The organism is Polaribacter staleyi (genome assembly GCF_038024045.1).
GTDB classification, from domain to species: Bacteria; Bacteroidota; Bacteroidia; order Flavobacteriales; family Flavobacteriaceae; genus Polaribacter; species Polaribacter butkevichii.
Genome location: NZ_CP150665.1, coordinates 1,136,050 through 1,157,065 on the forward strand (window position 1 = coordinate 1,136,050; position 21,016 = coordinate 1,157,065).

Consider the following 21,016-nt stretch of genomic DNA (forward strand, 5'->3'; position numbering starts at 1 on the left):
TTTTTTTGACAGTAAATTATGTCATATAATAATGACACAAAAAACGTAAAAAAAGATTTTATATGCTGCTAAAAGTTTGTTAATGTTATTACTCTGCAGGAGTTGCTGCTGTAATTAATTGTTTAATATCATTATCAAACAAATAGAAACCACCTTTATCATCTCCAATTAATTTAATTTTATCTAAGATATTTCTTGCCAATGCTTCTTCTTCAATCTGCTCAGACACATACCATTGTAGAAAATTATGGGTTGCATAATCTTTTTCTTTCAAGCAAATATCAATCAAATCATTAATACAAGCAGAAACATGAACCTCATGATTAAATAATTCTTGAAACATTTCTTTAAAAGCACCAAATTCTACTGGTGGCGCATCTAATGCAGATACTTTTGCGTGTCCACCACGTTCATTTACAAATTTCACCAACTTTAACATGTGCATTCTTTCTTCGTCTGAATGTGCATACATAAACTGCGCTACACCTTCAAATCCTAAAACCTCTGCCCAAGAAGCCATTGCCAAATATATTTGAGAAGACTGTGCTTCTACTCTTATTTGCTCGTTTAATGCTTTTTCAATAATTGGTGATAACATGTTTTTTATTTTAAGTTGTTTGTAAATCTAGAAATTCTTTACAAATTTAGCAATTTTAGATTGAAGTTCTGTACTTGCTTTTACTAAAGGTAAACGAACATCGTTTTTACAAATACCTAATTCTTGTAAAACAGTTTTTATTCCTGCAGGATTATTTTCTGCAAAAATATAATCTACAACATCCATCATTTTATAATGAATTGCATACCCGTCTTTGTTATTCCCTGCTAAACCATGATTTATCATGGTAGAAAATGCTTTAGGAAAAGCTTGTCCTATTACAGAAATCACTCCAGAACCACCTGCTAAGGCAACTCCTAAAGCCAAATCATCATCACCAGAAATTACTAAAAAGTCTGCTGGCTTGTCTCTTAATAAGGTATAATATTGTTGTTGGTTATTTCCTGCTTCTTTAACCCCAACTACGTTTTTAAAATCATTTGCCAAACGTAAAGTGGTTGCTGGTTCCATATTTTTTGCAGTTCTACCAGGCACATTATATAAAATAATTGGTAAATCTGTAGCTTGTGCAATGGCTTTAAAATGCTGATAAAAACCTTCTTGTGTTGGTTTGCTATAATATGGTGCAACAGAAAGAATACCATCAATTCCGGTAAAGTCTCTTGTTTGTAATTCTTCTATTACTAAAGCCGTATTGTTACCACCTACACCTAAAACTAAAGGTAATCGTTTATTATTTGTTTTAATAATAACGTTAATGATCTCTTGTTTTTCTTCTTTGGTAATTGTTGCACTTTCTGCAGTAGTACCATTGATTACTAAATAATCTGTTCCGTTTTCGATGTTAAAATTCACCAATTTTACAAGTGCATCAAAATCTACACTTAAGTCTTCTTTAAAAGGTGTTATCAACGCAACTCCAGTTCCAATAAATTTTTGCATTATTATGTATTTTATAAGGGGTAAAATTACAATATTAAGCTGAATTCCATCACTAAAAAAACAATTCTTACCAAGAATAAACAACTTTATTGTTAAAGTTTAATTTTTTAGCTTTTTTAAAATTATAAGGTACTTTTTTAGCTCTGCAGCAAATAGATCTAAGTGTTCTGTGTTTTCTACAATTTCTAATTCGTACAATTTAGAATTTACATCAGAAAAACCTGCTTTAAAAGTAGCCTTAGATTCTAAAACGGCATTTTGTAAATACAAATTAGGTTCTTTAAAATAACCAATTAACAAATCGAACGGTTCTTCTAAAAAACTTTTAAAATTAGGTTGTATAAAATGACCTTTCCAATTGATATCTTTTTCAGAAAAATGTTTAAAAGAAACGGCATCTGATTTATTATATTTCTTAAAATTATAAATTTTGATATTTCTTACGCCAAGTACCTTTTCTACTTTAGATTGTACATCTAACTTTAAAGAAATAGCATCGGTTGTTAAAATACCTACAGTTTTAATTTCTTTTTGAGAAACCGTTCTATTTTTTGCTAATTGTAAGACTTTTTTATCAAACTTTTTTCTTAACCTAGTTTCTTTTATTTTAGAAAAACTCATTACTTACCTGCTCTTAAATTAGTACTTGTAGAAATTATTGATTGTTAATTTCTAATAAAATAAATTGATTTAATTGTTTTCCATACAATTGAAAATTATCATCAGAAACTAAAATTAAAGATTGATTTCCGTTTGCTAATTTCGGACCAAAAGTAAGTCCTTCTATGTTATCTATAATTCCGTCTGTTAATTGATCTTTTACATCTTCAAAATTTAATAACAATCGCTTTTTAAGCGGAATAAATGTTGTTTCTTTTAACGCACCTATATTTAACACATTGGTAGTTTGCTCATCTAAAACTGCATCAAAAATCCTTACAATATTTCCATGTGCTCCATACCCACTTTGGTAGGTTCTTTCTATGATAAAAAAATGATTTTCTTTATATTCTAAAATAGACGTAACGCCATTTAAATTAATGTTTCCTTTTGATGGTTTTGTAATATGTTCTAATTGATACGCAAACTGTTTGGTTGCTTTTTTTGATGTTTTATCAAAATAAGTAATTCTTACAGGAGATGATGTTTTTGTAAAAGTAGGCTCTTCTCCGTCTGTTTTTAATGGCGCTTCCATAGCCACCCAAAACCCTTTGCCATCAAAACTTTTAGAAGAACCTTCAAAAACAGCATTGTGTTTTATTACTTTATTATTGCTTAAACTTTTAGGTAGTGTGTAAGCTTCTATAAATTTACCGTTTAAATCGGTTGTAAAAATAGTTGGACTTTTATCATTATGAATAGACCCCTCACCTACAAAATTAACTTCTTGTTTTTCTTCATCTACAAAAATAGATTCTAGATCTAAGGCATTTTCTCTATAATACATAGTTGTACTATCCTTTAAAAAAACTACATTTTTAAAATCTACAGCTTGTATCTTATTTTTTTGAATGCCAATTTCGGCTTTTACAAAACGAGGATTGTGAGCATCGTCTACAACAAAATAATAAGCTCCGTTTGCATAATCTAAACCAGATAAACCGCCAATAATTGAATGCTGAAAAGCTATTGAATCTGCTAAAACAAATTCATCTAAAAATGTTAAACTTGTTTTTTGATCCTTTTTACAAGATACAAAAACACTAAATGCGAAAAGTATTAAAAATAGATTTTTCATTAAAATTATTATTTTTTTATTTAAGCTTTTGTACTCTTAGCAATCATTGCTTTGCAAATAAGATACTGCGCCAAAATATAAGTAATTGTTATACTAACTCTATACACTTCATTGATGTCATAAAACTTATGAATTACAAATAAACTATCCGACAATATAAAAAATACGGCTCCTAAGAATAACCATAAATTTTCTGTGCTTTTTTCTTGTAAATAATTTAATAAAGTAATTGTACCAAAAGAACAAATAACAATTCCGTAAACAATTATTGGGAATAACATTTCTCCTAAACGTTCATTTATTACATAAACGACACTTCCCAAAACAATTAAAAATGGTATAGAAGATAACACTGTTTTAGTAAAACTTTTTTTTATTAAAAAACTAATCGAAACTTTTATAAATAAAACTTGAGCAATTAAAAAGAAAACTAGTCCAAACAAGAAAAATTCTGCTTTAAAAAGTAAAAAAAGATCTCCCCAAAAAGAAAAAAACAATGCAGCCGTATAACCTAAATTTACTTTATTTACCGATGTTAAGTAAACAATCACCAAAGAAATGGTTATAAACGGACTCGATACAAAAGCCAAAGTATCGTTAAATAAAACCCCTAAAATTTGCAATACTGCAATTATTAAAAATAATGCTGAAGCAGATAATATATTACTTTGGTATTTCATCACTTACAATTTCCTTCTGTTATCATCAGATTGTGTGTCAATCAATTTATTATAAGGATCTACACCTACCTCAACTGGTTTTTTATCAACAATAATGGTAACTTTATTATTGATTTGCGTAATCTTATGTTTCTGTAAATACAATTCCTTTTCTTTCTTCATCCCATCAACCTCTTCTTCTGTAAAAATACCAATATCAATATAATCTGCCAACGGAACAGATAAAATAGCTTTATTCATTTTGTCTGTTTTGTAAGACAAAGTATCGCCAACTTGTTCACCGTAATAGCGTTTTCCTTTTTCATCATTTCTATATTTAGAAACTTCAAACTCTATTTCTACCTTATATTTTCCGTTTTCTAATTCTGTAGATTTTGCCTCTAAAACCCTGTTTCTATACAACGTAATGGTTTCAAACATATCTTTAATAACATATTGTAAAGAATCTGGCGTTGCAGCTTTAATATAGTTTACCATTTCTACAGAAGTGGTATAAGGTGCTTCTTGAAACTTTACTTTTTCTACATACTTTTTTAAAGCACCATTTAAATTTTCTTCACCAATATAATCACTTAAAGCATAAAAAACTAGAGAACCTTTTTGATACCTAATATATCCTTGCCCGTCATTATACATCAATGCATTTTCTCGTTTTGTTTCCATGGTTCTTTGCATTAAATAATCATCTAATGCTTTCTTTAAAAAAGTGCGCATTTTTTCTTTTCCTTGTTGATGTTCTAGCACTTTTAAAGCAACATATTCAGATAAACTTTCCGACAACATGGTGGCTCCTAAAACATCGGCACCAATTACCTGATGCGCCCACCATTGATGCGCCACTTCATGCACTGTAATTGCAAACGGATAATCTACACCATCATCATTTTTATCATCTACATCTGCAATAAAACCAACTCCTTCTGAAAACGGAATTGTATTTGGAAAAGATTGTGCATAGCTTCCTCCTGTTCTTGGAAACTCTACGATTCTTAATTGTTTGTGTTGATAAGGACTAAAGTTTTTAGAATTATAGTCTAACGATGCTTTCATCCCTTTCATCATTCTATCTAAATTATACTCATGTCCTTTATGATAATAAATTTCTAAGCTAATTCCTTTCCAAAGTTCTTTTTTAACTTGATATCTGGCTGAATTAAAAGCATAGAAATTCAATATTTTACTATCCATTTTATAATGAAAGTATTTTCTATTACCTTCTGTCCATTCTTTTTGTAAATATCCTGGAGCAATAGCAATTTGGTCTTTTGATGTAGAAACGGTTGCTTCAAAATCAATCCAATCAGAATCTTTAGAAATGTAAGTATCTCCTAAAGCTGTTGAATCTGTAGGTTCAGGGCGCAAATCATTAACGGGTAACTTGTATTTTTTACGTGTTTTATTATCTGTTAATTCCGCCTGAGAAGAATAGCCTAAAGAAGGAAACATAGCAAAATTATTGATAAATGTTCCGTTTTCTCTTACCGGAGACCTTCTTCTGTAATTGGTGTTTTTCTTACTTTTTACAGTAAAAGAAAGCTGCAACGTATCTCCTGGTAATATTTTATTTTTAAATTGATACATATCAAAATGCTGAATGGTATCTTCTAAAACCAAAGTGTTCTCTTTATTAAATTCAAAAGTACTTTCTAATGAATTATGATTTAAAAACAAGGTATCAATAGCCTCGTTTGTTTTATTCACCATAATATAGGTTGCAGCAGCATCAAATAATCTTTCTTTCGGAAAAATATTTACATCCGCAGTAACGCTAACAATTCTAGGTTGTGCGTAGCCTTCGTATTTTTTATAGGTTTTTTCCCAAGATACACTTTGCAATTCTGCTTGTTTAGAAGATGTTTTTTTAGATTTTGTTCCGGTTTCTTGATAAATTGAATATCCCAATGCTAAAAAAGCCATTAAAAACACCCCAAAACTAATGGCTGCAAAACCTTTAAAACGAGTTTTAGCAATTTCGATTCGCTCTACAAACGAACTCGGAATTCCACGAACCCAGAATAAAAACGATACTATTAAAAGTAATAATCCACATAAAATCCAATAAATTTTATATGATAAATAAGGCAATAAAGTTGCCCCATAACCATTCATATCAGAATAATTAAACCCAGGACCTTGATTGTATTTAAAAATAGATTGCTCTATACCTGCCAAAGATAAAAAAGGCATACCAATAGAAATTACCAACAATACAAATAAACCTAAATAAGGATTACCAATTAACGTTTGCACAAATATGGATAACAATGCCCAAATAATTAGACTGATAAAACTTAAAAAATACAGTTCTAAAAAGTAATGTCCAATTTCAAAATCATAGTAACCTTTATAGACTTGAAAAGCCATACCAGAAATAATAATTACAGCTAATAAAACCAATTGCATTTTTATCAGGGCAATTAATTTAGAAAACAAAAGTGTCCAATTTGGTATTGGAGTTGCATCTACCAAATGATTTATTTTTGCAATTTTAGCCCTGTGTACCAACATACCTGCATACAAAAATGTACAAATATTTATAGAACCAAAAAACACACCTCCCAAATTAATCATTTTCCAAGTTACGGGTAATGTAGGCGTTCCAAAGAGGTTTCCAACCTCAGACAACATTACAACAATAAGTATCAACCCAACTAAAACAATAGAAATAAAAGCCCAACTTTTAATAATGTACTTAAAATCGATATTAGATAATCTCCAAGTAGTTTTTAAATTCTGAAGAAAAGAATAATCATAAGAAACCTTTGGTAAGGTAATTTTAGTAATTCCGCTAAAGTTGGTTTTTGTAATTCTTTCTCCTTTCGTTTTTCTAAAAGAGATAGAAATAGCATTCTGACTAAAAGTAAAAAAACGATAAACCAACCCGAAAATTACAGTTGAAATTGCCAACCATAATAAACGATTATAAACAATCATTTCTTTGATAGGAATCTGTAATTCATTTTGTTCAGAAGGTGTCCAATATTTTGTATAATAATTAGTTGCTGCAGAACCAAACGGATCTAAAATAGCAGCTAAAGCTCTATGTTCTGGATCAGAAAGTAAGCTTTCTAAAACCCCTTGACCAAACATTAATATAATAACCGTAATAAAACCAGCTGCAATATTTCTCGTAAACGCTACAACAGCAAAAACAATGGCACCGAACAACAATACATTTGGTAAAATAAAAACGAAATATGTTTGTAAGTAACTCGTTATATTAAACGCACCTACAATATCTGAATTTGTACCTGGAAAACGAAAACCAATAATCATACCTAATGCAATAGAAAACACAATAATAGAAACAATGGTTATTGCACTAAAAAACTTTGCAAACAAATAATTAGCTTTGGTAAAAGGGTAGGAATATAAGATCGTATGCATTTCGCTTTTAAAATCTCTATACACAGAAACCCCAACAATAGAAGGAAATAAGAAGAATATAAAAATGGTTAACGCATTAAACAACCCCGAAATACCTATTGGCGAATTTACAATTCTAGAAGAACCAGTGGTGGCGGTTACAGAATCGAAAAAACCGGCTGAAGCTGCCGATAAAAAGAACGCTAGTACAAAGAAAATACTTATATAAATATAAAATGCAGGCCTATTAAACCAATATTTTAATTCTTGTTTAAAGATAGTTGAAAACATATAAAATGTGTAAAAGTGTAATTGTTTAATTGTGTAATTGTAAGCCCACTCAAAACTATGAACTTTAAACCTAAAACGTTAAACTAATTGTGGTTCGTCTTGTTTTAAAGCGATAAAATACACATCGTCTAACTGTGGAGTTGCAGCAATAAAATCTTCCGAAGGTTTTTCTGCAGCATGTACCCTTATGTTTAATGTATTGTCTGTATTAAAATTTCTAGACAATACATTATAAAGTTTCAGGTTTTCTTCTAAATCATCTTTAGCTATAATCTTTGTCCAAATAGTGTTTTTTAATTCTTCCGTTGCTTTTTGTGGTGTAGAATGCTTTAAAATTCGTCCTCCATTTAAAATGGCCATTTCATTACATAATTCCTTTACATCTTCTACAATATGTGTAGAAAAAATAACCGTACAATTACTACCAACTTCACGTAAAACATTTAAAAAACGATGTCTTTCTGCCGGATCTAAACCCGCTGTAGGTTCATCAACAATAATTAATTTTGGGTTATTTAAAAGCAACTGTGCAATTCCGAAGCGTTGTTTCATTCCGCCAGAATAACCAGCAACGTATTTACGCCTTACATCATACAAATTGGTAATCTCTAAAACCTCTTTTACAATTGCTTTTCTTTCTGCTTTATTAGCGATCCCTTTTAAAGTTGCAAAATAATCTAACAAATCTTCTGCAGACATTTTAGGGTACACACCAAAAGATTGTGGCAAATAACCTAATACTTTGCGCAAAGACATATTGTCTTCTAAAACCTTAATATCACCAAAAGTAATTGAACCAGAATCTGGACTTTGTAATGTTGCAATGGTTCTCATTAATGATGATTTCCCTGCGCCATTTGGACCTAATAAACCAAACATTCCTGTACCAATCTCGATACTTAAATTATCAATAGCTTTTACTCCGTTTTTATAAGTCTTGGTTAAATTTTCAATTACTAACTTCATATTCTTGGTTTTATTGATTTTTATCTTAAAAAGGACTTCTCCTTAGCTTTTGCCCAAGTTTCCTTTAAAAAATCTGTTTCTCTTAAAAATGAGAATTACTGATAAGTGTAAAAGTAAGCACTTTTGTTACACTTTTTTGTGATTATTTTAATGGAATTCATAAAAAATCGTATTATTTTTACCATTGGAAATACAAAATGCTCTCAATACTTTTTCTTTTTCAATTCTATAAAAAGAAAACCTACAAACAGACATTTTAATTTTAATACTTTTCAAAATTTTAAACAAATATACCATGTCAAAAAAATCAATATTAAATAAAGATTCTCTTACATTTTTAGAAAAATACCTTAACAATGCGGCACCTACGGGTTACGAATGGGAAGGCCAGAAAATTTGGATGGACTATCTAAAACCTTATGTAGATACATTTATTACCGATACTTACGGTTCTGCTGTAGGTGTAATAAACCCAGATGCAAAATATAAAGTTGTTATTGAAGGACATGCGGATGAAATTTCTTGGTATGTAAATTATATTTCTGATAACGGATTAATTTACGTGATTAGAAATGGTGGTTCAGATCATCAAATTGCACCTAGTAAAATTGTAAATATTCATACTAAAAACGGAATAGTAAAAGGTGTTTTTGGATGGCCAGCAATACACACTAGAGATAAAGCTAATGAACAAGCACCTAAACCAGATAATATTTTTATTGATACAGGTTGTGCTACAAAAGAAGAAGTAGAAAAATTAGGAGTTCATGTTGGTTGTGTAATTACCTACCCAGATGAATTTCATATCTTAAACGGAGACAAATTTGTTTGTAGAGCTTTAGACAACAGAATGGGTGGTTTTATGATTGCCGAAGTTGCTCGTTTATTAAAAGAAAACAAAAAAGAATTGCCTTTTGGATTGTACATTACAAATTCTGTACAAGAAGAAATTGGTTTGCGTGGTGCAGAAATGATTACACAAACCATAAAACCAAATGTTGCCATTGTTACGGACGTTACACATGATACTACTACGCCAATGATTGACAAAAAAACAGCTGGTCATTTAGAATTAGGTAAAGGACCTGTAGTGGCTTACGCACCTGCTGTACAACAAAAATTACGCGATTTAATTACAGAAACTGCCGAAGCTAAAAAGATTCCTTTTCAGCGTTCTGCACTTTCTAGAGCAACCGGTACAGATACAGATGCTTTTGCATATAGTAACGGTGGCGTAGCTTCTGCTTTAATTTCTTTACCATTACGTTACATGCACACCACTGTAGAAATGGTGCATAGAGAAGATGTAGAGAACGTAATTAAAATGATTTACGAAACGTTATTAAACATCAAAGACGGAGAAACTTTTTCTTACTTTGAATAATAATAATAATAATAATATATAAAACGCAAAGGCACTAAGTTTTCGAGAAGGTCGCAAAGAATAATTAACACTACTTTGTGACCTTTGCGGTTTCTTTGCGAACTTTGCGGTTAAAAAACATGGATGAACTCATCGACATTTTAACTCCTGATGGAAAACCAACAGGAAAAACAGCTTTAAAATCTGAAGCGCATAAAAATGGTTGGTTTCATGCCACTGTTCATGTGTGGTTATTTACTTCGGATGAAAAAATACTACTTCAAAAAAGAGCTTTAACAAAGAAAGTATTTCCAGGTATGTGGGATATTTCTGTGGCAGGACATGTTGGTGCAGGAGAAGAAATTTTAACATCAGCAAAAAGAGAAGTCTTAGAAGAAATCGGTTTGCAATTAACAGAAAAAGACCTCATCAAAATTGGCACAAGAATTCATCAAGTTACTCATGCAAACGGAATTCAAGACAACGAACATCATCATGTTTTTATAGCAGAATTAAAAGTTCCTTTATCAACTTTAACCATTCAAAAAGAAGAAGTTGATGCGATTCAATTATTTGATTTATCAACTTTAAAAAACACAGAAAATCTTGAAAATATTTTACTTTCTAGGTTTCATGACTATTATTGTTCGGTATATAATAAAATTCATCAACAAATACACAAAAGATGAAAATGAAAAAAAATAAGGTTGTAAATTTATTTGGAGACAGCAGTAATATTCAAAATACAGAAGTAAATTACTCTACATTATTAGAAAAATTTGTGAATCACTTTAATGATGAATTTAAAGATTATGAATATCACGAAGACGTATATGAGTTTGCCCAAAATACTTGGAACTTAGGAAATATGAGATCTATTTTAGATACCTCTGAATTTAAAAACATTGTTACGTTAGCAAAAGAAGATGGCGAAGATTATCGATTGTTAGAAAAAATGACAACCTATAAAGTCAATCATTTTAAAGAGTTTACAGAATTTATAGTCGATTTTCATTTCTTTGAAATGAATGGTACTCCAAAATTAAATGTAACAACACAGTCTGAAGACGACTACCTTTCTGAGATGTTACAAATGGATTTCCCTAATGAAGAAATCGATGATTTTGAAGAAAATTATATTAATAGATCTGCAATTTCTATAAAACCTTTACAACCTTTTATAGATTGGCACAACAATATCTATCCAGATTCTAAAATTGATGCAACAACTTTTAATGACGTTAATATTTATCTAATTAACAATAGTAGTTTCGAAGATATTGAAACTCATTTAAAAAAGAAGTTTGATAAATATTTTATGATGGAACTAGATGGTTGGCACACTAATAAAAAAGAATGGCCACAAAGACGTAATTACAAAATGTTTAAAAATTGGTTTCAGGTAGATATTTCTACTGCTGTTTACGATTTAGAAAAAACGCCAGTTAGCAAAAGTTAGGAATAAAGTTTATCAACAAATACACAAAAGATGAAAAACTCAATAGCAGAACGCGTTTACGATTTTTTAAAAAACTACCCACCTTTTAACCTATTAACTTCTAAGAAAATATTAAAAATAGCTTCTCAGGTATCTATCATATATTTAGAAAAAGGAAAAGCTATTTACCATCAAAACGATACAAATCACAAGCAATTTTACATTGTAAGAAATGGAGGGATTAGCTTGTACAAAAATTCTAAAGATCAAAAATCGTTAATAGACATCTGTGATGGTGGAGATATTTTTGGTTTAAGACCTTTAATAAGTAAAGAAAACTATTTGTTAGATGCCATTGCTAATGAAGAATCTATTGTGTACGGTATTCCTATTGAAACCTTCGAAGAAGTCTCTGAAAAAAGTTTAAAAATTAATAAGTTTCTGCTAACTTCTTTTGCTTCTAAATCTTTTGATCCTTATACAAACGAACAAAACAACAATGTTTTTACCGATTATATAGAAAAAGATAATTTAGCGTATTCTAATTTACATTCTGTAAACTACACTAAAAAACCTTTAAGTTGTACCATAAAAACAACCATTAAAGAGGCTGCTATAAAAATGAGCAATCAAAGAATTAGCTGTATTGTTGTGGTAGATGATGGATGCATACCTAAAGGAATTATTACCAATAGTGATTTTAAAAATAAAATAGCAACAGGGCTTTTTTCTATTGATACTTCTGTAAAAGAAATTATGTCTTCTCCGGTAATAACACAGTCTAAAAACTTAACTGTTTTAGATGCACAATTACAAATGATTAAACATAACGTTGGTCATTTATGCATTACAACAGATGGAACAAGCAACTCTAAATTAATCGGAATTTTAACAAATCATGATGTTTTAGCTTCTTTAGGAAACAATCCTACGGTGATATTAAAAGAAATTAAACGTGCTAAAAAAACGAAAGAAATTCGTGAAATTAGAGAAAAAGCAAACCGTCTTTTAAAATCATATCTAGAACAAAACATTCCATTATCGCATATTTCTAAAATTATATCAGAAATTAACGATAGTGTTACCATGAGAGTTGTTGAACTTTCATTAAAAAAGATGGATACTCCGCCTCCAGTAAAATTTACCTGGTTAGCATTAGGAAGCCAAGGCAGAAAAGAACAACTCTTGTACACAGACCAAGACAATGCGTTAATTTTTGACGACATAGACAAAGATCTTTATAAAGAAACCAAAGCCTATTTTTTAAAACTAGCAAGTTATATTACAAAATCGCTACACAAAATAGGTTATGAATATTGTCCTGCAGAAATGATGGGGAGCAACCCAAAATGGTGTATGTCTTTAACAGAATGGAAAGACCAATTTAACGATTGGATTTTAAATGTTGATGAAAAAGCCATTCTATTATCTTCTATTTTCTTTGATTTTAATGCAGTTTATGGAGATGCATCGATGGCAAAAGAATTAACAAAAAGTATTTTTAAAACACTAAACGAAAGAAGCCATTTATATCAACTTTTAGCAAAAGAGGCTGTTGCAAGCCCTTCTCCTTTAGGTTTTTTTAAACAGTTTTTAGTAGAAAATAATGGAGACCATAAGGATTCTTTTAACATCAAAAAAAGAGCTTTAATGCCATTAATTAATGCGGCAAGACTTTTAACACTTTCTAATAATATCTTTGAAATTAATAATACGGCGCAACGTTTTGAAAAATTAGCACAAATAGAACCTCAAAACAAAGAGCTATACCAATCTTGCTCTTATGCTTTTAAAGCTCTCTTAAAGTTTAAAACAAAACAAGGCATATTACACAACGATTCTGGAAAATTTATAAAATTAGAATCACTCACAAAAGAAGAAAAATTAAAACTAAAAAGATGCTTTAAACCAATTAGAGAAATTCAAGAAGTACTATCTACAAGGTTTAGCTTAGCCAATATAATGTAACTATGAAGTTTAATTGGTTTCACAAAAAAGAAAAACAAGACCTTCCTCCTTACTTTTTAAGGTATCAGGAACATTTTGAAAACACCCCAAATCTACCTATTAACGAAACTAGATTTGTTGTTTTTGACACAGAAACAACGGGTTTTAATAAAATGAAAGACCGAATTTTATCTATTGGTGCAGTAGCCTTGTTAAATAATACCATACACGTAAATGATGGTTTTGAGGTGTATTTAAAACAAAATGTTTTTAATCCGGAAACGGTACATATTCATGGTATTTTAAAAGAAGGAAACATTACCAAAATTGAAGAAATGGAGGCGTTAAAACAATTTTTAAAATACATTGGCAACGCTGTTTTAGTAGGACATCATGTTGGTTTTGATGTTGCAATGATTAATCAAATACTAGAAAGACATCACTTACCAAGTCTTAAAAACAAAACCTTAGATACCGAAACTTTATACAGAAACTCTAAACATCCTGTTTATCAAAGTTCCTTACCGCGAGAGCGCTATACTTTAGATAGAGTTTGTGACGAATTAAATGTTTCTAAAAGTGATAGACATACCGCAAGTGGAGACGCTTTAATTACTGCAATTGTCTTTTTAAAAATAGTAGCTCGTTTAAACAAAAGCGATAATTTAACGCTTAAAGATTTACTGTCGTAACCATAAAAACAAATACTATAACAGTTCTTTAAAATTACTTTTTAATACTCCAAGCCAATAATAGTTCTAACCTTATCTAAGGTTTTAATTAAATTTATAGAGAAATCAAAAGTCATTAAATCACTTTCTTTTTGGTTTGTTCTTAGCAGGTTATTAAAATGTATTGTTTCAAAATTATAACCAATTGTTTTATAGTTAAAATCAATAATTTCTTCTTTACCATTTTCTATAACAGTTACCGTTGTAGGCATATGAAACATGGTATTTATTTTTATAACACCTCTTTCGCATGTAAAAATGGCTTCTGTGGCTGTATCTTCTACCAAGGTACTTTTTAAAACAGCTTTGGTATCTGTATAATTAAAAGTCATATTACAAGATGAGTCTGCACCATTATCAAAAAAAGTAGCACCTGCTTCTATTACATCTGGCTTACCTAAAGTAGACAAAGCTGCAAAAATTGGATAAATACCAATATCTAACAAACTACCACCACCCACTTCTTTCTTAAACAATCTACTATCATTATCAAATGCTCTAAAAAAACCGAAATCGGCTTCTAGTTTTAAAAGCTTACCAAATTTCTCATTTTTTAAGCATTCTAAAACATACGTGTAGTGTGGTAGAAAATACGTCCATAAAGCTTCCATTAACAACACATTCTTTTCTTTAGCTACAGCAATCATTTCTTCTACTTCTTGCAAATTCATTGCAAAAGGTTTCTCACATAAAACAGCTTTTTTATGTTGCAAACAAAGTATGGCATGTTCTTTATGAAAACTATGTGGTGTTGCAATATAAACAGCATCTACCTCAGCATCTTTTGCTAAATCTAAATACGAATTATAGGCTTTTTTTGAGTTGTATTTTCTTGCAAATTCATCTGCATTTTCTTGACTTCTAGAAGCTACTGCAACTAATTCTGCATTTTCTACTGTTGCTAAATCTGTAGCAAATTTTTGAGCAATATTACCAAGCCCTATAATTCCCCATTTAATTACTTTATTGCCCATAACTTATTTATATTTCTACTGTTTTTAAATTATCCGAAGGATTACCTTTAGAAGGTATAAATGTTTGTATTAAAATTGCAATTGCCATTACCAATACACATCCTAATAAATTGAGCCATAAATACGGCAACCAATCAAGTAAAAATACAACAATAATTAAAGCTTGTGTTATTAATGCTGCCACAAAAACTGCATTTCCTGTAACAAATCGAACAAAAAACGCTAACAAGAAAATCCCTAAAACATTACCATAGAAAATAGAACCAATAATATTTACAAGCTGAATTAAATTATCAAATAAATTAGCAATACAAGCCACCGAAATAGCAATAATTCCCCAAGCCAACGTAAACCATTTAGAAGCTTTTACATAATGCTCTTCGCTCTTTTCTTCTTTTACATTTCGCTTGTACAAATCTATGGCTGTTGTACTTGCCAAGGCATTTAATTCTGATGCGGTAGAAGACATTGCTGCAGATAAAATTACCGCCAATAAAAGTCCGATTAATCCTCTTGGTAAATTGTTTAAAATAAAATGAATAAACACATAATCTTTGTCATTCGATTCTATCTTTTTTATCGACTTCTCATCCACCTTTTTTATAATTGCTTTTGCCGATTCTTTCAGCTCTAAATCTCTTGTATTTAATTCTTGAATTCTTTCTTTTTCTTCCACCTGAAATCCATCAGAAAACAACAATCTTTTATCGTTCTCTATAATCGTGTGCTCTTTTTCTAACTCTTGATATTCTGCTAAATACTCAGAATTCTGAACCGCATCATTTGCTGTAGGATTAAAGTTTAAAGGAGAGGCATTAAACTGGTAAAAAACAAAAACCATTACCCCAATTAACAAGATAAAAAACTGCATTGGTACTTTTAACAAGCCATTAAAAATTAAACCTAACTGACTTTCTCTAACCGATTTTCCAGACAAATAACGTTGCACCTGACTTTGATCTGTACCAAAATACGATAACATTAAAAAGGTTCCTCCTAAAACACCAGTCCAAACGGTATATCTATTGCTTAAATCAAAAGAAAAATCTAGCACTTGCATTTTATTACTAGCCCCTGCAATTTCTAAAGCTTTTGTAAAAGTAATATTCTCTGGTAGCTGACTCATAATCATAAAAAATGCAATTAGCATTCCTATAAAAATGATAATCATTTGTTGTTTCTGCGTTACATTTACCGCCTTTGTACCTCCAGAAACAGTGTAAATAATCACTAAAAACCCAATCAAAATATTTAAGGTTAGCAAATCCCAATCTAACACCGCACTTAAAATAATTGCCGGTGCAAAAATGGTAATTCCTGCGGCCAATCCACGTTGAACTAAAAACAAAATTGCCGCTAAACTTCTTGTTTTTAAATCGAATCTTCCTTCTAAAAATTCATAGGCAGTGTAGACTTTTAACTTATGATAAATCGGTATAAAAACCACACAAATAATAATCATTGCAATTGGCAAACCGAAGTAAAATTGCACAAACCCCATTCCGCTATGAAACGCTTGTCCTGGAGTTGATAAAAAGGTAATTGCACTGGCCTGAGTTGCCATTACAGACAAACCAATCGTCCACCATTTCGAGTCACTTCCACCCTTAATATAATCTGTTACGTTGGCATTTTTTCGGGTAACGTAGGTTCCGTATGCCACAATAAAAACTAAGGTAACAGACAAAATAATCCAATCTATATAATGTAATTTACTTGTTATCTCCATTGCTTAAACCGTAAAATAATTTGAAATAAAATAAAACGCAATAATGTAAATTACATTGGCTATTAAAACCATTGAATATTCTTTTTTCCAAGTGTATTTTTGTCCTTTCATGTTGTGTTTTTTTTGAAGCTATTTCCTGCTTTCCACTATATCTTTTTATGCTTCTCATTACCAAGTTTACTTTTTTTGTAAACTGCGGCAATTTCTTTTAAGCTAGCAAATTGCTTCGTTCCTCGCAATGACAATTTTAAAAAAGCCATAAAAAGGATGCCGTTTCAATCAGGGCTAAACTTGTTTAATTGCTTTTGTGATTCTTATAAAAAAAGCAATCTAAACTTACTTTTTTAAAGATTCCTGCCTGTGCAGAAATAACAAAAACTACTTTTTAGCAGCCTCTTTTGCTACTGTTTCATTTTTCTTTACAGACAACATATTTGCAAATAATTTATAAGCACCAGAAACTCCTGCTGGTAATTCTCTAAAGAAACTTAAACCAGTGTACATATAATTTCCTTTACCATATTTTGCAATTAACAAACTTCCCTTTTTAGCGGTTTCGCCTTTGTCGTGCATCGATAAAATTGGCGTATAAGCAGTATCCCAAGAACTAGGAAAATACAAACCACGTTCTTGTACCCAACCTTTAAAATCTTCGGATGTAATTTTATTAGGAAAGTTTAAAAGTGAATTCTCTGCATCTAAAATAGTAACCTCAGCAAATTCATCCGTAACACGATCTCTAGACAACTCTAAAGCAAAAGGAGCTGCAACATCTACACCTCTATTCGTGTTGTATTGTACAATCATATTCCCTCCTTTTTCTACATATTCTAATAAGAATTTTTGCTTAAATTTTAATTCATCAACAACATTATAAGCTCTAATTCCCACAACAATTGCATCGTACTTTAATAAATTAGTACCATTAATTTCTAACGGATTGATATCTTCTACAGTATACCCAATTTGACGTAAACTTTCTGGAACCACATCTCCTGCACCTTTAATATACCCAATTTTATTTCCTGCTTTTTTAATATCTAAACGAACAACTTTTGCTTCAGAATTTAATAAAACAGATTGCTTAGGAATGTGACTGTAGTTAATTTCTACCAATTCTTTTGTATACGTTTTGCCTTCTATCGTTGCTTGCACTTCTAACTTTCCTTCAGATTGTTCTTTTGGTGGAGATACCATAAAAGAAACGGTTTGTTTATCTTTTTTCTGTGCAATATCAAAAGAAACTTCATTAGGAGTAACGCTCCAATTTTCAGGAACCTTTAAACTCACTTTTCCGTTTACATAACTCGCTCCTGCCCTAACCTCTACACTAACTTTTTTAGCAATACTGTCAGAAAAAATAAGTACTTTATTTTTAAGTTTAGTTGTTACTTTTGGCAACACCTCAAAAGGCTCATAAATTTCTCCTTTATCTCTTTCCGCATACCTCATAACAACATTTTTAGTAATTGTTATTGGTAAATAATTAATCACCAAATTAAAATCAATTTTTACAACTCTCGGTGTTTCTGGTTTTCCAATCAATTCTTGATTGTCTACTTTATACATCCCTAAAGATGGTTCTTTTTTTAACCAATAAGGATCTGTAAAGTCATCTGTTTTTATTAAAAGATTTTCTTTAAAATTTATTTTTTTATTCTGCTCTAAATCAAACCCTTTGTAAATGATTTTTTTATCCAGTGTAGGTGTAATTGAAGTCAATATCATCGGAAAAGAACTTCTGTTTAGTACTTCAAAATTTACATCTATTTTAGAATTTGGTATTGCAGAAGAACTTACTGCAGAAGTCTCTATATATAAGCCTACACAAGCCTCAATAATTTCTTTAATTTGTTTTTCTTTAATTATTCTCCAATGAGTATCTTCTAGCTTTTCAATTAAAGTATATGCATTCATCAATTTTGGTAAATGTTTAGATGGATTAACAAAATCGAAATTATTTTCTACATCATATAAAATCTCACCAATTTCACCTCCATTTTCAAGACGGTTCCAAGTGGTATTTATTCCTGAAAAAATATCATTTTCATCTTTTAAGGCTTCTCCTTTTAAAAACTCTAGATATTCATTTTCGCTTCCTCTAGTTGTTAACCTACCAAAACCCTGACATAAATGTTGGCTACTTGCTATAGATGCCAACTCGTTATTAGAAACACCTTTTAAAGGATAATAAACCCCTACATCTAATTTTGTAAAATTTTTGGTTTTTTCTTTAAATTCCGCTTCTCTTCCTCTATAAAACCAAGAAGAGGTATTCTGAAACAATCTTTTAGGAGACCAAGTTTCTGTATATTTTAATTGAGATGGATACTTTGTAGAATCTGCAACAATATCAAAAGCGGCTACACTTAACATTGCAGAACTTGTATGATGCCCATGTGTTGTGCCTGGAGTTCTATGATCGAATCTGTTAATAATAACGTCTGGTTTAAAAGTTCTAATTGCCCAAACAACATCACTTAAAACGGCTTCTTTATTCCATATTTCTAAGGTTTCATCCGGATGTTTAGAATATCCAAAATCATTCGCCCTTGTAAATAGTTGTTCTCCACCATCAATACTTCTTGCTGCCAATAATTCTTGCGTTCTAATAACCCCTAATAATTCTCTAATTTCTGGTCCAATTAAATTCTGACCACCATCTCCTCTTGTTAAAGATAAATAACCCGTTCTTGCTTTTACATTATTTGCTAAGTAAGCAATTAATCGTGTGTTTTCATCATCTGGATGTGCAGCAATGTACAGAGCAGTACCAAGGAAATTCAGTTTTTGAATTTTCTCATAAATCTGATTCGAGGTTAATTTTTGAGGTTGTTGTGCAAATACGGATATTGAAATCAATAAAACCGAAACTATTGAAAGTAAAATTTTCTTCATAATTATAATTGGTCAATAAAAACAAATGTAGTTTTTTATGAGGGTTCTTAAAATTTGTTAACATAATTATAACGTTTCAATTTTCATTAACAAAATGCTCATAACCTGTTAATAAATTAATTTTCAGAATCAGTTAATAAGATTATATTTGTAATACTAATAAAGATAGAAAATCAATGAAATTTATTGTATCGAGTTCGCAATTATTAAAACAATTACAAGTTTTAGGCGGCGTTATAAATAGCAACAATACCCTACCAATTTTAGATAACTTTTTATTTGAGTTATCTGAAAATCAATTAAAAGTTTCTGCATCAGATTTAGAAACAACCATGAGTTCTGTAATAGATGTAGAAAGCGATAGTTCTGGTTCTATAGCTGTTTCTGCACGTTTATTATTAGATACCTTAAAAACGTTTCCAGACCAACCTTTAACGTTTAAAACGGAAGGTGACAACGCTATTGAAATTAGTTCTGACCAAGGTAAATACGACATGGCTTATTTTGGTGGAGATGAGTTTCCGAAAGCGGTTTCTTTACCATCACCAAGTAAAACAGTGGTACCTGCAAATATTTTAGGAACAGCAATTTCTAAAACAATATTTGCTGCAGGAAACGACGATTTACGTCCAGTAATGAGTGGAGTGTTTTTTCAGTTTAGTTCACAAAGTTTAACTTTTGTTGCAACGGATGCCCATAAATTGGTAAAATATACAAGAACAGATGTTACTGCAGATCAAACGGCAGAATTTATTATGCCAAAGAAACCTTTAAATTTATTAAAAGGAATTTTAGGTGGTTCTGAAACAGATGTTACTATTGAATATAATGACGCAAATGCAAAATTTACGTTTGATAACGTAGTTTTAGTATGTCGTTTAATTGATGGGAAATATCCTAATTACGAAGCAGTAATACCAAAAGAGAATCCAAATAAATTAACGGTAGATAGAGCTTCTTTCTTAAACTCTGTAAGACGTGTTTCTATTTTCTCTAGTAAAACAACACATCAGATTCGTTTAAAAATGGCGGGTACTGAATTAAATATTTCTGCTGAAGATTTAGATTTTTCTAACAAAGCAGACGAACGTTTAAGTTGTGATTACCAAGGAGACGATATGCAAATTGGTTTTAACTCTCGTTTTTTAAGCGAAATGTTAAACAATTTAAGTTCTAACGAAGTTTTAATTGAAATGTCTTTACCAAACAGAGCAGGTATTTTAACACCTATTGATGGAACTGACGAAGGTGAACAAGTTACAATGTTGGTAATGCCGGTAATGTTAAATAGTTAATACACTTAGTGTCATTTATTAAAATGATTTCTCTTTCTTGTAAAAACAAGAATCTATACAATTTAAAACCACAATTGATTAAAAATTAATTGTGGTTTT

16 protein-coding genes are annotated in these 21,016 nt (G+C 30.3%); 6 read left to right on the forward strand and 10 right to left on the reverse strand.

Translation table 11 applies throughout. The annotated features are described in order from the left end of the window. Positions 1 to 88: 88 nt before the first annotated feature. The 7 genes from WHD07_RS04890 to WHD07_RS04920 all read right to left on the reverse strand — a co-directional run bounded on the left by WHD07_RS04890 (position 89) and on the right by WHD07_RS04920 (position 8,542). Positions 89 to 598 (reverse strand): ferritin, encoded by a 510-nt coding sequence (locus tag WHD07_RS04890; protein ID WP_105049205.1) that lies wholly within the window; start codon positions 596 to 598, stop codon positions 89 to 91. Between the two features lie 27 nt (positions 599 to 625). Continuing rightward, entirely contained in the window at positions 626 to 1,501 is an 876-nt protein-coding gene (dapA, locus tag WHD07_RS04895) for a 4-hydroxy-tetrahydrodipicolinate synthase (RefSeq protein WP_343330293.1), read from the reverse strand. Positions 1,502 to 1,600: 99 nt separating this feature from the next. Then, positions 1,601 to 2,122, reverse strand: coding sequence for a DUF6913 domain-containing protein (locus tag WHD07_RS04900; RefSeq protein WP_343330294.1), 522 nt, complete (start codon positions 2,120 to 2,122; stop codon positions 1,601 to 1,603). A gap of 34 nt (positions 2,123 to 2,156) precedes the next feature. Continuing rightward, positions 2,157 to 3,239, reverse strand: coding sequence for an esterase-like activity of phytase family protein (locus tag WHD07_RS04905; protein ID WP_343330295.1), 1,083 nt, complete (start codon positions 3,237 to 3,239; stop codon positions 2,157 to 2,159). A gap of 20 nt (positions 3,240 to 3,259) precedes the next feature. Beyond that, positions 3,260 to 3,919, reverse strand: coding sequence for a lysoplasmalogenase (locus tag WHD07_RS04910; protein ID WP_105049208.1), 660 nt, complete (start codon positions 3,917 to 3,919; stop codon positions 3,260 to 3,262). Between the two features lie 3 nt (positions 3,920 to 3,922). Next, the gene (locus tag WHD07_RS04915; RefSeq protein ID WP_343330296.1) at positions 3,923 to 7,576 is read right to left on the reverse strand and encodes an ABC transporter permease/M1 family aminopeptidase; all 3,654 of its coding nucleotides are present in this window, start codon (positions 7,574 to 7,576) and stop codon (positions 3,923 to 3,925) included. Between the two features lie 78 nt (positions 7,577 to 7,654). After that, positions 7,655 to 8,542 carry an ABC transporter ATP-binding protein gene (locus tag WHD07_RS04920; protein WP_343330297.1) on the reverse strand — a complete coding sequence of 296 codons (888 nt, stop codon included), beginning with the start codon at positions 8,540 to 8,542 and terminating at the stop codon, positions 7,655 to 7,657. Positions 8,543 to 8,837: 295 nt separating this feature from the next. Between WHD07_RS04920 and WHD07_RS04925 the strand changes: the two genes are divergently transcribed. The 5 genes from WHD07_RS04925 (at position 8,838) to WHD07_RS04945 (ending at position 13,982) form a co-directional block, all read left to right on the forward strand. Next, positions 8,838 to 9,926 carry a M42 family metallopeptidase gene (locus WHD07_RS04925; RefSeq protein ID WP_343330298.1) on the forward strand — a complete coding sequence of 363 codons (1,089 nt, stop codon included), beginning with the start codon at positions 8,838 to 8,840 and terminating at the stop codon, positions 9,924 to 9,926. Positions 9,927 to 10,045: 119 nt separating this feature from the next. Beyond that, positions 10,046 to 10,594: an NUDIX hydrolase gene (locus WHD07_RS04930; RefSeq protein WP_343330299.1), complete on the forward strand. Its 549-nt coding sequence runs from the start codon at positions 10,046 to 10,048 to the stop codon at positions 10,592 to 10,594. Between the two features lie 2 nt (positions 10,595 to 10,596). Beyond that, positions 10,597 to 11,364 (forward strand): hypothetical protein, encoded by a 768-nt coding sequence (locus WHD07_RS04935; RefSeq protein WP_343330300.1) that lies wholly within the window; start codon positions 10,597 to 10,599, stop codon positions 11,362 to 11,364. A gap of 30 nt (positions 11,365 to 11,394) precedes the next feature. Beyond that, positions 11,395 to 13,311 carry a DUF294 nucleotidyltransferase-like domain-containing protein gene (locus WHD07_RS04940; protein WP_343330301.1) on the forward strand — a complete coding sequence of 639 codons (1,917 nt, stop codon included), beginning with the start codon at positions 11,395 to 11,397 and terminating at the stop codon, positions 13,309 to 13,311. 2 nt (positions 13,312 to 13,313) lie between these two features. Then, the gene (locus WHD07_RS04945) at positions 13,314 to 13,982 is read left to right on the forward strand and encodes a 3'-5' exonuclease (RefSeq protein ID WP_343330302.1); all 669 of its coding nucleotides are present in this window, start codon (positions 13,314 to 13,316) and stop codon (positions 13,980 to 13,982) included. 41 nt (positions 13,983 to 14,023) lie between these two features. Here WHD07_RS04945 and WHD07_RS04950 read toward each other — a convergent pair whose 3' ends face one another. The 3 genes from WHD07_RS04950 to WHD07_RS04960 form a co-directional block, all read right to left on the reverse strand. Beyond that, positions 14,024 to 14,995: a Gfo/Idh/MocA family oxidoreductase gene (locus WHD07_RS04950; protein ID WP_343330303.1), complete on the reverse strand. Its 972-nt coding sequence runs from the start codon at positions 14,993 to 14,995 to the stop codon at positions 14,024 to 14,026. 7 nt (positions 14,996 to 15,002) lie between these two features. Continuing rightward, entirely contained in the window at positions 15,003 to 16,724 is a 1,722-nt protein-coding gene (locus WHD07_RS04955; RefSeq protein ID WP_343330304.1) for a sodium:solute symporter family transporter, read from the reverse strand. Between the two features lie 378 nt (positions 16,725 to 17,102). After that, positions 17,103 to 19,622 (reverse strand): PIG-L family deacetylase, encoded by a 2,520-nt coding sequence (locus tag WHD07_RS04960; RefSeq protein ID WP_343330305.1) that lies wholly within the window; start codon positions 19,620 to 19,622, stop codon positions 17,103 to 17,105. A gap of 176 nt (positions 19,623 to 19,798) precedes the next feature. Between WHD07_RS04960 and dnaN the strand changes: the two genes are divergently transcribed. Beyond that, positions 19,799 to 20,917 carry a DNA polymerase III subunit beta gene (gene dnaN, locus WHD07_RS04965; RefSeq protein WP_105049218.1) on the forward strand — a complete coding sequence of 373 codons (1,119 nt, stop codon included), beginning with the start codon at positions 19,799 to 19,801 and terminating at the stop codon, positions 20,915 to 20,917. Positions 20,918 to 21,016: the final 99 nt, after the last annotated feature.

What these genes read in the sequence shown, in the direction of transcription:
- WHD07_RS04960 (WP_343330305.1), bottom strand. Translation starts at nt 19,622, where the DNA reads ATGAAGAAAATTTTACTTTCAATAGTTTCGGTTTTATTGATTTCAATA.
- WHD07_RS04945 (WP_343330302.1), top strand. Translation starts at nt 13,314, where the DNA reads ATGAAGTTTAATTGGTTTCACAAAAAAGAAAAACAAGACCTTCCTCCT.
- WHD07_RS04940 (WP_343330301.1), top strand. Translation starts at nt 11,395, where the DNA reads ATGAAAAACTCAATAGCAGAACGCGTTTACGATTTTTTAAAAAACTAC.
- WHD07_RS04955 (WP_343330304.1), bottom strand. Translation starts at nt 16,724, where the DNA reads ATGGAGATAACAAGTAAATTACATTATATAGATTGGATTATTTTGTCT.
- WHD07_RS04935 (WP_343330300.1), top strand. Translation starts at nt 10,597, where the DNA reads ATGAAAAAAAATAAGGTTGTAAATTTATTTGGAGACAGCAGTAATATT.
- WHD07_RS04910 (WP_105049208.1), bottom strand. Translation starts at nt 3,919, where the DNA reads ATGAAATACCAAAGTAATATATTATCTGCTTCAGCATTATTTTTAATA.
- WHD07_RS04925 (WP_343330298.1), top strand. Translation starts at nt 8,838, where the DNA reads ATGTCAAAAAAATCAATATTAAATAAAGATTCTCTTACATTTTTAGAA.
- WHD07_RS04905 (WP_343330295.1), bottom strand. Translation starts at nt 3,239, where the DNA reads ATGAAAAATCTATTTTTAATACTTTTCGCATTTAGTGTTTTTGTATCT.
- dapA (WP_343330293.1), bottom strand. Translation starts at nt 1,501, where the DNA reads ATGCAAAAATTTATTGGAACTGGAGTTGCGTTGATAACACCTTTTAAA.
- WHD07_RS04915 (WP_343330296.1), bottom strand. Translation starts at nt 7,576, where the DNA reads ATGTTTTCAACTATCTTTAAACAAGAATTAAAATATTGGTTTAATAGG.
- WHD07_RS04900 (WP_343330294.1), bottom strand. Translation starts at nt 2,122, where the DNA reads ATGAGTTTTTCTAAAATAAAAGAAACTAGGTTAAGAAAAAAGTTTGAT.
- WHD07_RS04890 (WP_105049205.1), bottom strand. Translation starts at nt 598, where the DNA reads ATGTTATCACCAATTATTGAAAAAGCATTAAACGAGCAAATAAGAGTA.
- WHD07_RS04950 (WP_343330303.1), bottom strand. Translation starts at nt 14,995, where the DNA reads ATGGGCAATAAAGTAATTAAATGGGGAATTATAGGGCTTGGTAATATT.
- dnaN (WP_105049218.1), top strand. Translation starts at nt 19,799, where the DNA reads ATGAAATTTATTGTATCGAGTTCGCAATTATTAAAACAATTACAAGTT.
- WHD07_RS04920 (WP_343330297.1), bottom strand. Translation starts at nt 8,542, where the DNA reads ATGAAGTTAGTAATTGAAAATTTAACCAAGACTTATAAAAACGGAGTA.
- WHD07_RS04930 (WP_343330299.1), top strand. Translation starts at nt 10,046, where the DNA reads ATGGATGAACTCATCGACATTTTAACTCCTGATGGAAAACCAACAGGA.